18 protein-coding genes, 1 tRNA gene, 1 pseudogene and 1 other annotated feature are annotated in these 14,829 nt (G+C 42.6%); of the genes and pseudogenes, 5 read left to right on the top strand and 15 right to left on the bottom strand.

What is annotated here, in order from left to right; translation table 11 throughout:
* From Q0A12_RS08460 to Q0A12_RS08450, 3 genes and pseudogenes are all read left to right on the top strand, one after another.
* Nucleotides 1-310 (top strand): hypothetical protein (locus Q0A12_RS08460; RefSeq protein WP_291292215.1); only part of this gene is annotated, 310 nt, incomplete at its 5' end.
* Nucleotides 295-471 (top strand): annotated as a pseudogene (locus Q0A12_RS08455) (winged helix-turn-helix domain-containing protein); the annotation flags it as partial. The gene Q0A12_RS08460 and the pseudogene Q0A12_RS08455, both read left to right, overlap by 16 nt.
* Nucleotides 472-615: 144 nt before the next feature.
* Complete coding sequence (locus tag Q0A12_RS08450; RefSeq protein WP_291292214.1) at nt 616-1,056, top strand: hypothetical protein; 441 nt, start codon at nt 616-618, stop codon at nt 1,054-1,056.
* A 152-nt stretch (nt 1,057-1,208) separates the two neighbouring features.
* Here Q0A12_RS08450 and Q0A12_RS08445 read toward each other — a convergent pair whose 3' ends face one another.
* The 7 genes from Q0A12_RS08445 to Q0A12_RS08415 all read right to left on the bottom strand — a co-directional run bounded on the left by Q0A12_RS08445 (nt 1,209) and on the right by Q0A12_RS08415 (nt 6,347).
* On the bottom strand, nt 1,209-2,060 hold the full coding sequence (locus Q0A12_RS08445; RefSeq protein WP_291292213.1) for a MetQ/NlpA family ABC transporter substrate-binding protein: 852 nt from the start codon (nt 2,058-2,060) through the stop codon (nt 1,209-1,211).
* A 48-nt stretch (nt 2,061-2,108) separates the two neighbouring features.
* Entirely contained in the window at nt 2,109-2,795 is a 687-nt protein-coding gene (locus tag Q0A12_RS08440; protein ID WP_291292212.1) for a methionine ABC transporter permease, read from the bottom strand.
* Nucleotides 2,788-3,822, bottom strand: coding sequence for a methionine ABC transporter ATP-binding protein (locus Q0A12_RS08435; protein WP_291292211.1), 1,035 nt, complete (start codon nt 3,820-3,822; stop codon nt 2,788-2,790). Before Q0A12_RS08435 ends, Q0A12_RS08440 begins: the two co-directional genes overlap by 8 nt.
* 75 nt (nt 3,823-3,897) lie before the next feature.
* Nucleotides 3,898-4,149: a binding site (T-box leader), on the bottom strand.
* A gap of 71 nt (nt 4,150-4,220) precedes the next feature.
* Nucleotides 4,221-4,559 carry a glycine cleavage system protein H gene (locus Q0A12_RS08430; RefSeq protein ID WP_291292210.1) on the bottom strand — a complete coding sequence of 113 codons (339 nt, stop codon included), beginning with the start codon at nt 4,557-4,559 and terminating at the stop codon, nt 4,221-4,223.
* Entirely contained in the window at nt 4,541-4,918 is a 378-nt protein-coding gene (locus Q0A12_RS08425) for an arsenate reductase family protein (protein ID WP_291292209.1), read from the bottom strand. Before Q0A12_RS08425 ends, Q0A12_RS08430 begins: the two co-directional genes overlap by 19 nt.
* Nucleotides 4,919-4,928: 10 nt before the next feature.
* Nucleotides 4,929-6,113 carry an FtsW/RodA/SpoVE family cell cycle protein gene (locus Q0A12_RS08420; RefSeq protein ID WP_291292208.1) on the bottom strand — a complete coding sequence of 395 codons (1,185 nt, stop codon included), beginning with the start codon at nt 6,111-6,113 and terminating at the stop codon, nt 4,929-4,931.
* Nucleotides 6,114-6,274: 161 nt separating this feature from the next.
* Nucleotides 6,275-6,347 (bottom strand) — tRNA-Thr (locus Q0A12_RS08415).
* Nucleotides 6,348-6,473: 126 nt separating this feature from the next.
* Between Q0A12_RS08415 and Q0A12_RS08410 the strand changes: the two genes are divergently transcribed.
* Complete coding sequence (locus Q0A12_RS08410) at nt 6,474-6,710, top strand: hypothetical protein (RefSeq protein ID WP_291292207.1); 237 nt, start codon at nt 6,474-6,476, stop codon at nt 6,708-6,710.
* A 186-nt stretch (nt 6,711-6,896) separates the two neighbouring features.
* Here the strand turns inward: Q0A12_RS08410 and upp are convergent, their stop codons facing one another.
* The 8 genes from upp to Q0A12_RS08370 all read right to left on the bottom strand — a co-directional run bounded on the left by upp (nt 6,897) and on the right by Q0A12_RS08370 (nt 14,007).
* Nucleotides 6,897-7,526 (bottom strand): uracil phosphoribosyltransferase, encoded by a 630-nt coding sequence (gene upp / locus Q0A12_RS08405; RefSeq protein ID WP_005472811.1) that lies wholly within the window; start codon nt 7,524-7,526, stop codon nt 6,897-6,899.
* A 126-nt stretch (nt 7,527-7,652) separates the two neighbouring features.
* On the bottom strand, nt 7,653-8,888 hold the full coding sequence (gene glyA / locus Q0A12_RS08400) for a serine hydroxymethyltransferase (protein WP_291292206.1): 1,236 nt from the start codon (nt 8,886-8,888) through the stop codon (nt 7,653-7,655).
* Nucleotides 8,889-8,967: 79 nt separating this feature from the next.
* On the bottom strand, nt 8,968-9,996 hold the full coding sequence (locus Q0A12_RS08395) for an L-threonylcarbamoyladenylate synthase (protein WP_291292205.1): 1,029 nt from the start codon (nt 9,994-9,996) through the stop codon (nt 8,968-8,970).
* Between the two features lie 196 nt (nt 9,997-10,192).
* Nucleotides 10,193-11,029, bottom strand: coding sequence for a peptide chain release factor N(5)-glutamine methyltransferase (prmC, locus tag Q0A12_RS08390; RefSeq protein ID WP_291292204.1), 837 nt, complete (start codon nt 11,027-11,029; stop codon nt 10,193-10,195).
* A complete protein-coding gene (prfA, locus tag Q0A12_RS08385; RefSeq protein ID WP_291292203.1) occupies nt 11,022-12,095 on the bottom strand; it encodes a peptide chain release factor 1 in 1,074 nt (357 codons plus the stop codon). Before prfA ends, prmC begins: the two co-directional genes overlap by 8 nt.
* Before the next feature lie 3 nt (nt 12,096-12,098).
* The gene (locus Q0A12_RS08380; RefSeq protein ID WP_291292202.1) at nt 12,099-12,683 is read right to left on the bottom strand and encodes a thymidine kinase; all 585 of its coding nucleotides are present in this window, start codon (nt 12,681-12,683) and stop codon (nt 12,099-12,101) included.
* Nucleotides 12,684-12,805: 122 nt separating this feature from the next.
* Nucleotides 12,806-13,402: a GNAT family N-acetyltransferase gene (locus tag Q0A12_RS08375; protein WP_291292201.1), complete on the bottom strand. Its 597-nt coding sequence runs from the start codon at nt 13,400-13,402 to the stop codon at nt 12,806-12,808.
* 50 nt (nt 13,403-13,452) lie between these two features.
* Nucleotides 13,453-14,007: an AAA family ATPase gene (locus Q0A12_RS08370; protein WP_291292200.1), complete on the bottom strand. Its 555-nt coding sequence runs from the start codon at nt 14,005-14,007 to the stop codon at nt 13,453-13,455.
* Between the two features lie 92 nt (nt 14,008-14,099).
* On the opposite strand from Q0A12_RS08370, the gene msrA reads away from it, so the two are divergent.
* Nucleotides 14,100-14,618: a peptide-methionine (S)-S-oxide reductase MsrA gene (gene msrA, locus Q0A12_RS08365; protein ID WP_291292199.1), complete on the top strand. Its 519-nt coding sequence runs from the start codon at nt 14,100-14,102 to the stop codon at nt 14,616-14,618.
* Nucleotides 14,619-14,829 lie beyond the last annotated feature (211 nt).

Below are 14,829 nucleotides of genomic sequence, written 5' to 3'. Positions count from 1 at the left end.
CTATTTATACACTATAATGGACGTAGTTCAACCGGAAAGAGGTGATTCATTTTTGGAGGATTTTCTCGAAAAAGAAGTCTTGCGTATGCTGCAGCTGATACGTAGTCTTTTCAAAGAAAGTCCGCTCCCCCTCCAACAAGCAGCTTTAGAACAAGGGATCTCCGTCAAAACACTTAGACGGATGATTGCCAGCGAGTTGAGTCTCATGTTTCCCGTCCACTTTTCGATAAAAAAAGGGCAACTGGATTATCTTCAGATGGAAGAATTGCCAGTTGCTGAGTTGCAAAAAAAGTCATCGCTTCTCTTGTAAAAAAGAGCAATAACTACCGCATTCTGTCTACTCAACTGGAAGAACCTTCATTAACTTACCCATTATTGTGCAGAAAATGCCACCTAAGTCCTTCCAGTGTCAATCGTCGTTTTATTGCGTTAGCCCCCGCTCTCGCAACATATCAGTTATCTTTAAGCCGGAATCAGTTTCCACTTTTACAAGGGAATGAGATCCAAATCCGTTTTTTTCATTATCAATTGATGCGCTGGACAAATCCTCAATTTGGGAGAACTCCTCGTGATGCATTTTTCTGCATTGAAACCATTCATAAAAAAAGAAAGACCATGTCCCCACTAGAAAACGGCATCGACTTGGCCTCCGTTTTTCCAAAACACTTTGTCCCAGCCTACTACTTGGTTCATGAACGCAATTATCTTTTTCTATGGAAACAATTGCTTGGACTGGAAAGGTTCTATCTATCTGCAGAAGACACACATTTGCTAAATCAAATCTTCCCCACAACGCTGCGAAACGAAGAGCTGGGAAGCGTTTCTTTCCAAACCTGTCTTGTCAAAGTCACACAAACCCACTTGTTATGTGCTTTACTGGAAGGCAATCTCTTGCTGCAACCGACAATCGCCCTTTCACCTGATACCCTCACGCTCATCCGTCTGTTTCTAAATCAACTCCCCCACTACGATCAATTACTGAAAAAACATCCGGAAATGCCGCTGCTTTATGAGTTGGTTTGGCAGAATAGAGCTATTTTGCTGGACCTAAATTAAAAAAGCTGTGGCATAAGTAGTAAATAAACAGAATCCTTGAAGCATCGCAATACCTGCGAAGCAACAGATCCTCATCACATTTTTCTGTGAAGACCTGTTCAGATTATTTTGTCTATTGTTTACTTATGTCACAGCTCTATCTTAGCGGCTAGTTATTTTGCGTCAGCATCAACGATTTTTACAGAACCTTGCCATTGTTTTTCGACAAAGTCTTTGATTTCGTCAGAGTGAAGCACTTCAACCAATTTTTTGATTTTATCGCTGTTTTCGTCACCACTGCGTACAGCAATCACATTGACGTATGGTGAATTATCAGCTTCTAATAAAACAGAATCATCTGCTGGATTCAAATCGATCCCAAAGGCAAAGTTTGCATTGATTGCCACTAGGTCTGCTTCATCATTTTGGTAAGCCGTTGCTAGTAATGAAGGATCAATATCATGTTTGAATTCTAATTTCTTCGGATTTTCAGCAATATCATCAAATGTCGCTGTTTCAGCATCAACACCGTCTTTCAACTTAATCACACCGGCATCTTGTAAAATCGTTAAGATACGACCCCAATCAGATTCTGAATTTGAAGTGATGACAGTAGCCCCTTCAGCTAATTCAGAAATGTCAGAGATGCGTTTTGAATACAAGCCCATTGGTTCAATATGAATCGCTCCTGCATTAACAAAATCATAGCCGTTGTCTGCGATCTGTTTGTTCAAATAAGGGATATGTTGGAAATAGTTGGCATCGATATCGCCGTTTTCCAAAGCTTTATTTGGCAAAATGTAGTCATCAAAAGTTTTGATCTCTAAGTCGATTCCTTCTTTTTCCAACAATGGTTTTGCTTGTTCTAATATTTCTGCATGGGGTGTCACAGATGCGCCGACCACCAATTTTGTGTTTTCTCCACTAGCTGACGTTGAGTCAGCGCTCTTGTTCGAGCCTGTACCGCAGGCTGCTAAAGCGACTGTTAACAATACTGTTGTTGCAAAACCAAAAATCTTTTTCATTTTCTATTCCTCCCAGTTTTCTGTTTGATGGTTTTCCTTTTAAGCCAATCAGCGTTTGTCTGTTGCTTTGGTCAAAAAATCACCGATTGCCTGTAAGATAAAGACAATAATTAAAATAATCACTGTCGCTACAAGCGTTACAGTGTAATTTCCCCGCTGAAATCCTTCTTGCCAAGCCAATGAACCTAAGCCTCCGGCACCGATGGCACCTGCCATCGCTGTGTAACCGATCATTGAAATGGTCGTAACCGTGATTCCTGAAATGAGTGCTGGCACGCTTTCTGGAATAACAATTTTGTAAATGATTTCCCAGTAACTGGCCCCCATCGCCTCTGCCGCTTCGATCACGCCGGGGCTGACTTCCCGAAAGGCGATCTCAACCAACCGAGCATAAAATGGCGCTGCCGATAGAACCAACGCCGGAATCGCCGCTTTTGCCCCTAAGAAGGAGCCTACCAATAGCGTCGTAAAGGGGATGATCAAAACCATCAAGATCATAAAGGGGGTTGATCGAAACACGTTACTGATAATCGATACTAAAGTATAGGCAAAGCGTGACCCAAATGTTTGTTTGCGACCTAAAGAATAAAGAGCCAATCCTAGTATTAGTCCAATCACAATGACTAATACCATGGAAAAGAATGTCATAAATAGCGTATCGAGGGTTGCTTGTTGCATATTCGCCCAATCGATCTTTTCAAAATTAAGATAGGTTTCTGAAAATGATTTACCCACGCTTGATCACCTCCACGCCTACTTGTTCTTGCGTAAAAAAGCGTAATGCTTTATCGATTTCTGGTGTTTCGCCAGTCAATAGAACAGTCAATGCCCCAAAAGAGCCTTCATTGGTTTGCTGAATCTTGCCATAGACTACATTGACATCGATCAGATATTGGCGGACCGCTTGCGAAATAATCGGTTCATTCGCATTGTCTTCTGTAAAGGTCAATGTCACTAAGCAACCATAAGGATTTTCTCTTAAAAAGGCTTGTCGTAATGCTTCCGTATCTTCTTCTGGTTCCAAATCCTGCTGCACAAAGCGCTTCGTCACAGCTTGTTGTGGATGGCGGAATACGGAATGGACCGACCCTTCTTCCACGATCTTGCCTTTTTCCATCACAGCGACTTTATTACAGATTTTACGAATCACGTTCATCTCATGAGTAATCAGAACGATCGTCAAATTCAGTTTTTTGTTGATAGACAGCAGCAAGTCCAGAACTTCTTCGGTTGTTTGAGGATCCAACGCACTGGTTGCTTCATCACATAGCAAGATCTCTGGTTCATTGGCTAGTGCCCGAGCAATTCCGACCCGTTGCTTTTGGCCGCCTGACAATTGTGAAGGATAGGCTTTTTCACGCCCTTCCAATCCAACAAGTTTTACCAGTTCCTGTGCTCGCTCACGGCGTTTGTTTTTGGGGATCCCGACCAATTCTAGAGGCAATTCAATATTTTCCAATACGGTTCGCGACCACAAAAGATTGAAGTGCTGAAAAATCATGCCGATTTTTTTGCGGAAGTCTCTTAATTCTTTGTTCTTCAAAGCTAAAATATTTTGCCCATTGATTACCACATCACCTGCTGTAGGGAGCTCCAATCCGTTCAATAAACGGACCAATGTACTCTTCCCAGCGCCGGAATAACCAACGATGCCATAAATATCGCCTTTTTCCACTTGTAGAGATACATCATTGACGGCATGAACGCTGCCGCTTTTGCCATCAAAGGTTTTCTCTACGTGGGTCAATTCGATTAATGCCATAAATTTCCCATCTTTCTTTTTTTCATTCGCTGTATAAACACAAAAAAACTTTCATCCTTTGTACATTATACTGTTACAAAGGACGAAAGCATACCTTCCGTGTTACCACCTTAATTTACTGTCGACTCGCATCAACAGCCTCTTCCAGTACTTGAATTTCTTCGCATACTGTTGCGCAATAACGGGCGCATCCCGTGATAGGCTTGTGATTAGACTCACCCATCCTGCTCAAAGACCATCTTCCATCTTCTCTTCGTTGCCCATTTACACCAAACAGGGCTCTCTGTATACGTCAAGAATATGTACTCTTCTTTTCAAAGCATTCATTTATTGAGCAAATTATAGCAACGTCTCAATCGGCTGTCAATTCTTTTTGCAAATCTGCGGCAAGTTCTTTTTTATAATTCGTCAAATTGACTTGGATCAACGTCTTTAAAGCTCACCAGCCATGCATTCATTTCGTCGCTGTCATTTAAGATCTCAATATTTTGATCGATTTTTTCATTTACAGAAGAGATCACACCAGTTAATGGGCTTGGAAATTCACTAACCGCTTTTTCAGCTTCCAATTCCACCAAGGTATCGCCTTGTTTCAAAGCTGTGCCAACTTTTTTCAAAGAAGCAAACGTCACAGCGCCTAATTCTTCTTGCGCTTCTTTTGTCAAACCAACACAATATTCTTTACCGTTGAACAGTACCCACAAATTATCTTTTTTTCTCAAACATTTCTTTTCCATGATTCTAACAAGACTCCTTCATATTCTTTTTCTTTAAACCCATTGATCAAAAAGCGATCTTCGCTGATCAGCAATGGGCGTTTGATCAACATGCCGTCTGTTGCCAACAATGCTGCGGCTTCTTCATTCGACAACGTTGGTACTTTCTCTTTTAGACCTAATTCACGGTATTTCATTCCGCTTGTGTTAAAAAAACGACGAGCAGGCAAGCCACTAGAGGTGATCCATTGCAACAATTGCGCCTTTGTCGGCACTTCTTTGATCATATCAATGGCCTCATAGGGAATCTCGTTTGCTTCCAGCCATGCTTTGGCATTTTTGCATGTACTGCATTTTGGATACCAGTAAAATGTGATCATCGCTCTCTCCTTATAAGGTTTTTGGTGTACTCTCCGCTTGATAGCGCATGGATAAAATCAAGCCGATACCAATCATGTTGCTCAACAGAGCAGAGCCTCCTTGACTGATAAATGGTAAAGGAATACCTGTTAAAGGCAGCAGCCCGATGTTCGCACCAATATTCTCAAAAACATGGAATAAGATCATCATGATGATCCCAGTCGCAAGATAAGCATAAAATTCATTATTTGTATCAAAACAAACCCGAATCATTCGATAAATCAAAATGAAATACAACAAAATCACAAACGCACTACCCACAAACCCAAAATTTTCCCCAATCACAGAGAAAATCATATCTGATTCGCGAACCGGTACGTAGACATCGCTGACATTGAATCCTTTACCGAACATCCCACCCGAGCCAATCGCCATTAATGCATAAGCCAATTGGAATGACTGACCTTGAGTATCATGGAACGGATCCAACCAAGAATCGATACGGGCGAATTGGTATTCTTTAAAGATCCCTGTATTGTACAGCAACTCTCGTCCCACATCTGTTGTGACCAAAAAGATGGTGCCGCCGCCAATCAAAACAAAGGCCACGATAACCGGTATGACAATCTGCCAAGAAATTCCGGACATCAAAAAGATTCCGCCAAAAATAGCTAAAAAGACCAACATCGTTCCGAAGTCTTTTTGCAGCATGACTAAAACAAGCACCGGAATGGTTACAGCTAACATTTTCGCAATCAATAACCCGTCTGTTTTCAAATCGCGGTCTCGATGACGGACATTGTGGTGGGTAACCACCAATGCCAACATCATAATAAACGCGATCTTCATCAATTCTGATGGCTGGACTGTAAAGGCGCCAAAACGCAGCCAGTTTCGCGAGCCCGTAGAGTCGGCTAACCCTGCATCATAGAACTTCAAGAGCCCCAGCATGACTAGCAATCCCGCGCCGTATATATAGGGGGTCAACTTCCACAACCACTTGGATTTGATATGCATGATCACAATAATTGCGATGACGCCTAATACATACCATAAAGCTTGAAATCCTAAGGTTTTCCCCACAGATGGATTTCTTGGGTCATTCACCAAAGCCACATATAAGGAGGCAAACCCTATCAAACATAATAAAAATACGGGTAAGATCACACCGTAGTCAATTCGATTATCATTCTTTTTTATTCGTGTATTTTCCATGCCCACACTCTCTCCTGTAGAATCTTTATCCATTATAGTGATGTTTGCGCAGAAAAGAAAGGATTCCCTGTTCTCATTCAGAAAAAATTTAGAAACCTTAACGTTTTTATCAAAAAAAACGCTAAAAAAAAGAAAAAGCAGTCTAAGTTAGACTGCTTCAATGCCAGCTGCAGGATTCGAACCTGTGACCTACGCGTTACGAGTGCGTTGCTCTACCAACTGAGCTAAGCTGGCAACTAACACAAAGACGATTATAAGAAAAAAAAACAATTTTGTAAAGAGAAGTTTAGGGAAAAAATAGCATTACTGAAAATTTTCAAAAAATGTGGTATAATTTAATTATATCAAGGAGGTTTTTACATGGCAACATTTGGTAAATTCGAAACAACCGTTGTCCCGTCAGCTGAAGGTGCAAATTTTGAGGTCGCTACTCCTGTCATGTTCACGATCCATGGAACGAAACAAACCGGTACAGTCACGAAACAACTCAAGAACTCTGCGGTTGTTGAATTGAATCAGACTGCGGAGAATCAGAAGCTTGTTACGCAAAGTAATGGTGTGTTGATCATTAATTATAAACAGTTAACGAAAATGTAGTTCGTTCAAAAAGAGGCTGGAACAGAAATGTTACACTCCGGGAATAAGCAGGTATACACGAAAATTGCTTTTCAAATTTTTGGATATGTCGCCTGATTTCCGAAGGAGTTGCTCCTGATCCTGCTGTTTAGACGTATTTAGAGCGTGGAACAAAAGTATTTTTACTTTTGTTCCACGCTCTATTTTTTATTTTGTTCCGAATAAACGGTCGCCGGCATCGCCTAATCCAGGGACGATATAGCCATGTTCATTCAAGCGGTCATCTAAGCTTGCTGTGTAGATATCCACATCAGGATGAGCATCTTGCAATGCTTTCACACCTTCTGGCGCAGCAACTAAGCAAACAAATTTCATGTTTGAAGCGCCGCGTTTTTTCAATGCATCGATGGCCATGATTGCTGAACCACCAGTTGCCAACATTGGGTCAACAATAAATAACTGGCGAGTATCGATGTCTTCAGGCAATTTAACAAAGTATTCATGCGGTTCCAAAGTTTCTTCGTCACGGTACATTCCGATATGTCCCACTTTAGCTGCTGGGATCAATTCTAGAATACCGTCAACCATTCCTAATCCAGCCCGTAGAATCGGCACGATTGCTACTTTTTTCCCACTAAGTGTTTTTTGGGTTGATTCTTCAATTGGTGTTTCGATGACTACATCTTCAAGCGGCATATCCCGGGATACTTCATAAGCCATCAGCATGGCAATCTCATCGACAACTTCACGAAACACTTTTGTGCCACAGTTTTTGTCGCGAATCATTGTTAGTTTGTGTTGGATCAAGGGGTGGTCAATTACTTGGAATTTACCCATTTTAAAAGTCTCCTTTGGTTTTTCTTTTATTTTAAAGCAAATCAACGATGGATACAACCTTGCATTATCTCTTGCTCCTTCAAAAAAGGATCTGAGCATCGGCTCAAATCCTTTACCTGCTACATCTTAATACAACGGATACTTGTCCGTCAACTCCTTGACCTGAGTTTTTGCTTCTTCCAAAACAGCAGCATCTTCTGGATGTTCTAGGACTTTGACGATCAGCTTTGCCACTTCCACAGCATCTTCTTCTTTAAATCCACGGCTGGTGATCGCTGGTGTTCCAATACGAATGCCGCTTGTTTTAAATGGACTAAGAGTTTCAAATGGAATCGAATTTTTGTTGACCGTGATATTCACTTGGTCAAGCAATGTTTCGGCTTCTTTGCCATTCAGTTCAAATCCACGAATGTCGATCAACAATAAATGGTTGTCCGTTGCACCAGAAACAAGCCGAGCTTGCGGCGCTTGATTGAAGACTTTTGCCATCGCCTGCGCATTTCTGATCACTTGCTCCGAATAACTCTTAAAATCGTCGTCCAATGCTTCTTTAAAAGCGACTGCCTTGGCAGCAACCACATGTTCCAATGGACCGCCTTGAATGCCTGGAAAGACCGCACTGTTGATTTTTTTCGCTAAGTCTTCGTCATTGGTCAAAATCAAGCCGCCACGCGGACCTCGAAGGGTTTTGTGGGTCGTTGATGTTGTGATATCTGCATAAGGAACTGGATTTGGATGCAGACCTGCAGCGACTAATCCAGCAATATGGGCCATATCTACCATCAATTTCGCGCCGACTTCATCGGCGATTTCACGGAATTTGGCAAAATCGATCGTTCGTGAATACGCGCTGGCACCTGCAACGATCAATTTTGGTTGATGCTTTCTAGCTAAAATCCGTACAACGTTATAATCAATCACTTCCGTTGATGGGTCTACACCATAACTGACAAAATGATAGGTTTTTCCACTAAAGTTGACAGGAGAACCATGAGTCAAATGCCCACCTGCGGATAGGTCCATTCCCATCACTGTATCTCCTGGTTCAATCAATGCTAAATATGCTGCTGTATTGGCTTGTGAGCCTGAGTGTGGCTGTACGTTCGCGTAAGCCGCACCAAATAACTCTTTGGCACGATCAATGGCTAAATTCTCAACAACATCGACAAATTCACAACCACCGTAGTAACGGCGACCTGGATACCCTTCGGCATATTTATTTGTTAAAATACTGCCTTGCGCCGCTCTGACACCTTTGGAGACGATATTCTCAGATGCAATCAACTCTAAATTGTTTTGTTGGCGATCCGCTTCCTTTTCAATGGCTTGCCATAAATCAGGATCAAACGTTTGATAGTCCATTCATACAACACCCCTTTACCTTAATGCTAGCATTGTATCATATTTCCCAAACACTACCTACGATCAAAGCCACGTTTTTCTAATTTATCTGAAAAAAACTCTGGTTGGCTGCTTTTTTCAAGCGATTCATATAGGCACTGCCGATCCCGACTTCAGGAAACGCAGCGACTAAAATAATCTCTAAGCCAGCGATGGATTCATCTAAGGCCCGTAAACCTGCAAAAAGGCCTTTTGCTGCCGCCTCAACCGTGTCAGCCGCATACATGTAAACAGCTGCCGTTTCAAATCGAGCCGTTTCACAAATGGATGGGCCTGCCAAAACCCCGGCTTTCACTTGGTTCTTTTTGACCCAATCGAGAGCTGCGGGCCAATTCTCTGGTTGAACCATCATAACCCGTGTGTCTGGAGCATAATGTTTGTATTTCATCCCAGGGGCTTTTGGTTTTTCTCCTTCGGTTACGAGATGCTTGTCTAGTTCAACTTCACTGCCTAGGACGGCTTCTAATTGTTCTTTCGTCACTGCTCCGGGACGCAGGATCATTGGTTTTTTATTTGGATCACTTAGATCCACCACGGTCGATTCCACGCCGATGGCCGTCGCGCCGTCATCAATCACACCCGCTATTTTTCCTTTCAAGTCATGCAGTACATGTTCGGCTGATGTCGGACTTGGTTTTCCCGAGGTATTTGCGCTAGGTCCAACCAGTGGAACTTGTGCCTGTTTGATGACTGAAAGTGTTTTTTTATTGGCTGGTATTCGGAATGCTGCTGTGGATAACCCCCCAGTCACAATTGACGGCATACTGTTATTTTTGATTGAAAAAATCAACGTCAAGGGTCCAGGCCAAAATTTTGCCATCAGTTTTTCTGCTGCCGGATGAAAGTTATCCACATAATTAGCTAGTTGTGCCGCTTCAGCAAGATGGACGATCAACGGGTTATCACTGGGTCTTCCTTTGACGGCATAGACTTGTGCTACCGCTTCGGGTAAAAGTGCATTGGCCCCTAAGCCATACACTGTTTCTGTCGGAAAAGCGACTAAACCTCCATCAGCCAGAATTTTCGCTGCTTCAGGTAATTGTTCTTCACTGAATTTTTTTGTTTCCACAGTTTATCCACATCCTTTTTTTAATGACTTCCACACTTATCAACATTTTTTTGGTTTTTATCCACATTTTGTGGATAAATCGTTTGTCAAGTGTGGATAACCCTGTTCATAACTTTTATTTGCAAGTAAGTCTTACGCTATCACTGTTTTTTATCCAAAAAAATTTTTAAAAAAAAGGTTGTCCACATACTGTGGATTATTGTACTGCGACTATGCGATCTTTTCCAGATAAATCTTGGATCACCGCAACCTTTTTATCAGGAAATGCCTCGGAAAAGATTCGCCGGACAGATTCTCCTTGTTGAAAACCGATTTCAAGGAAGATTTTTCCGTTAGGTGTTAAACATTCTTTTGCTTGATCGGCAATCTTGCGATACATGATAAGACCATTTTCCGCAGCAAATAGGGCCATCTGAGGTTCAAATTGACGGACGCTAGGATCCATCAGCTCCCACTCCTGCTCACTGATATACGGGGGATTCGATACGATCATATCCCATGATTGATCTCTCACAGGTGTCAGCGTATCACCCTGATAAAACGCAACCGCTGCACCTAATTCTGACGCATTCTCTTGGGCGACCGCCAATGCAGCTTCCGAGAGATCCACAGCTGCGATCTGCCAATGAGGACGTGCCAATTTCAATGAGACCGCGATCGCACCTGTACCGGTCCCAATGTCGACTACCCGCAGATTTGCCGTTGCATCCGTCTGATCTAAACACAAAGCAACTAATTCTTCGGTTTCCGGCCGAGGAATCAAAGTATCTTCCGTCACCTTGAAGCGATGGCCATAAAACTCTTCGTACCCCAAAAGATATTGTGGAGGACGATGCCCTAAAAGCTGCTGCAGATCTGCTTCTATTTGCGCTTCATCGGCTTGCGAGATCGGCTGATCCATGTGCAGCAGCCAGTCCAGCTTTTGCCAATTTTTACGAGCCAGAAAAAGGTATTGGATCGCATACCCTTCCAGACCTTCTGCTTCTAAAAAAGAAGAAGCCCGTGAAAGGACTTCTCGATAGGTTTTACCCATTTTGCATTTCTTCCAGTTTTGATGTTTGATCATACATGATCAGTGCATCAATGATTTCATCAAGTTTTCCGGCCAAAATTTGATCCAATTTTTGGATAGTCAACCCGATGCGGTGATCGGTCACGCGATTTTGTGGAAAGTTATACGTACGGATCCGTTCGGAACGGTCTCCTGTTCCTACTGCCGATTTACGATTCGCATCGTATTCGCTTTGTGCTTCTTGCTGGATTTGATCATAGACTCTTGCCCGCAAGACTTTCATCGCTTTCTCACGGTTTTTCAACTGCGAGCGCTCATCCTGCATGGCAACGACGATCCCTGTTGGTAAGTGGGTCAAACGAACAGCTGATGCCGTTTTGTTGACGTGCTGTCCACCGGCACCTGAAGCATGATAGATATCTGTTCGGATATCTTTATCGGCCATTTCGATCTCGACTTCTTCCGCTTCTGGCATCACGACTACGGTAGCGGTAGAAGTGTGGATTCGTCCTTGCGATTCAGTCGATGGCACCCGTTGGACACGATGTGCGCCACTTTCATATTTCAATTTTGAATAAACATTCTCACCGCTGATCATCATGATGACTTCTTTATAACCACCGATGCCGGTAACATTGGCATCCATCACTTCGACTTTCCAGCCTTGTGTTTCCGCATATTTCTGATACATATTGAAGAGATCGCCGGCAAATAGGGCCGCTTCATCACCACCGGCAGCTCCACGGATTTCCATAATGATGTTTTTGTCGTCATTCGGGTCTTTTGGCAATAATAAAATTTTGATGCGTTCTTCAAGTACATCTTTTTCTTTTTTCAAATCAGACAGCTCTTCTTTGGCCATTTCGGCCATATCAGCATCTAGGTTTTCTCCCAGCAGTTCTTCTGTGTCTTTGATGCCTTCAACGACTTCTTTGTAACGGCGATAGACTTCTACCGTCTCCCGCGTGTTGGCTTCTTCTTTAGACAGCTGCATGAAGCGTTTCGTATCTGAAATAACGGCTGGGTCGCTAAGCAGCTCGCCTAATTCTTCATAACGGTCTTCAATCGCTTGTAACTGATCGTACATGTTTTATTCTCCTTCTTTTTTGATTCCAGGGTGAAAATAATGTTTGCGACAAACAGGGTAATAGGCTTCATTTCCGCCAATTTGAACTTGGTCGCCTTCATAGACTGGTTTGCCGTCAATGTAATGTAGGTTCATGGTCGCCTTTTTATGACAGAACCAGCAGATCGTTTTCATCTCTTCAATTTTATCTGCATAAAGAAGCAAATATTTAGAGCCTTCGAATAGTTCGTTGCGAAAATCATTTTTTAAACCAAATGCCATCACAGGAATGCCTAATTCGTCTACGATCTTAGTAAACGCCAAGACGTGATGTTTTTTCAAAAACTGTGCTTCATCAATCAAAATACAATAAGGTTGATAGCCCAGATCTTTTACTAAATGATACAAATCGGTCTCATCGAAAATCGGAATGGCGTCACGTTCTAAACCAATCCGACTGGATACAGTTCCCACTCCGCTACGGGTATCGATGCCGCTAGTCATGATCACGACCGGCTTGTCTTGTTCTTCATAATTATGTGCAACTTTTAAAATCTCGATTGTTTTGCCGCTATTCATCGCGCCATATTTAAAAAAAAGTTGTGCCATCTTGCCCATCCTTCCTCTTACTCCTTTGGTATTATACTTGAAAACAAGGAATTTTTACAGGTTTAAATTCAGAAGCCTGCAGGAGGCGTAATTAACAAAAAGCAGTCTGCCGATGATTGGCGTTACTGGCTTTCTTTTTGGGTCACTTCTTTCAAAATAGCCAATACTTGTTCGTACTCGGGATTTATCTGTCCCTGATAGTCGGTGGCAATCAGTTCAAAGCCTAGTTGTTGATACAGGTTGATTGCAGCATGGCTCCATGTTTGCGTATGAAGATAAATAGCCGTCGTTGCTGCTCCGGGTGCTGTTTGTTTCTGAAAAGTTTCCAAAACTTTGGTGACAAGCCCCCGCGCGATTCCTTGTCTCTGCGCACTGGGTACGACTGCTACCCAGTGAACCAGAGAAACCATGCTGCCGTCGTCTTTTTTCTTCCACCAAGCCGTCGCTGTGCCTACCTTTGTTCCTGCTGGATTTACTGCAAAAAACATCCGTTGCGGCAATTGAGATGCATAGGGTAGAAACTCCTTTTCAAAATATGCACGCGTCTCAGCTTCTGTATCAAATTCTCCCACTGCTGTCTCGATCCGTGCCCACTCACTCTCATCACCAGATTGATAAGGTTGAATGACGTAGTGATTTGAATCAGGAACCGGTATTACTTTATCCTCAGCCGTACGTTTCATCCAAATTTCGGCATAGGGAATTGATTTGTCTAACATAGAGATACCTCCCTTTAGTTTTTTGGAATGACAGACAGTTTGTTTCAAAGCTATTCTTGAAATTGCTTCAAATCCCCCAAGATCATCGCAACAATTTCGGATATTGTCTGTGTCTCTGTAATCAACTGCTCTTTTGCGAGGACTGATTTTTTACATAGATCATTGTTGTTGGACGCTATGCCTTTTTCCCCAAAGAGAAGGTCTTTTTCCAGCCACCATTTTTGCAGCGATGCTTCAGAAAAAAATGCTCGCTGTGGCCTTGAACGGTGCCTCTCAAGGGTTGTTTGAAAAGGAATATCAAAATAATAAATGAGACACTTTTCAAATGATTCCAGTAAAAACAGCAAGAAATCATGATATTTCTCACGGGCAAAAATCCCTTCAACAATAATGAAAGAAACCTTTCCTTGTGCGTATAAAAGAGCCTCAACCATTAGGCCTACAGCAGGATTATTAGCCGTATCCTTCACGTGAAAAATTTCTCGGCGAAATACATCCTGTGAGATCAACACCGCTTCTGCCCCTAATTGTTGATGCAGCGCTTTTGCCACTGTCGTTTTTCCGCTACCAGAATTTCCTCGCAATAAAATGAGTATTGTGTCCACAGCGAACCTCACTTCCTTTGGCAATTTCTTGTAAGCATATCGCTTGTCTTTCTCTATAAGAAGCATACCATAAAACCAAAGGAGGAATCACAATGAAAGATACTGCAATTTTTGCCGGTGGCTGCTTCTGGTGTATGGTCAAACCCTTCGATTCTTTGCCAGGAATTCTCTCGGTAGTCTCAGGCTTCACCGGTGGACATGTCCCTCATCCTACCTATCAAGAAGTAACAACTGGAACCACTGGACATACAGAAGCGGTTGAAATCACTTTTGATCCAGAACAAATAACGTATGAAGAACTCGTGGCTATCTATTGGCAACAAACGGATCCCACAGATGCATTTGGTCAATTCGCAGACCGCGGGGATTCTTACCGTCCAGTCATTTATTACAATAGTGAAGAACAGCGAAAAATCGCAGAAGCTTCCAAAGCCGCACTGCAGGCAAGTGGCCGCTTTGACCGTCCGATCGTAACGAAGATCGAACCTGCAGAACCTTTCTACCCAGCAGAAGACTATCATCAAGATTTTTATAAGAAAAATGCGGCGCATTACAACGCTTATCGTGAAGGTTCCGGACGCGCTGGCTTTATTCGCCAAAACTGGGCATAAACTTTTTTCAGAAAACCAATTCAGATCTTTTGCTTCACTATGGCAACCGCGGAAGAACAGAATTTTATCAATTGATTCCACAGATGGAGGACCCTCCTAGAGCGTCTCTCATTTGTTGGGGTCTTTTTTGCGTCCATGCTCTTCATGCCTGCCCTTCATAAAAGGACACTTTTGACTAGTCGATTTTCCAGATAAATTGACAACAAGCGCT

The organism is Enterococcus sp. (assembly GCF_022711995.1).
In the GTDB taxonomy this organism is placed as follows: Bacteria; Bacillota; Bacilli; order Lactobacillales; family Enterococcaceae; genus Enterococcus_D.
This window is presented reverse-complemented; position numbering and strand designations above follow the sequence as displayed.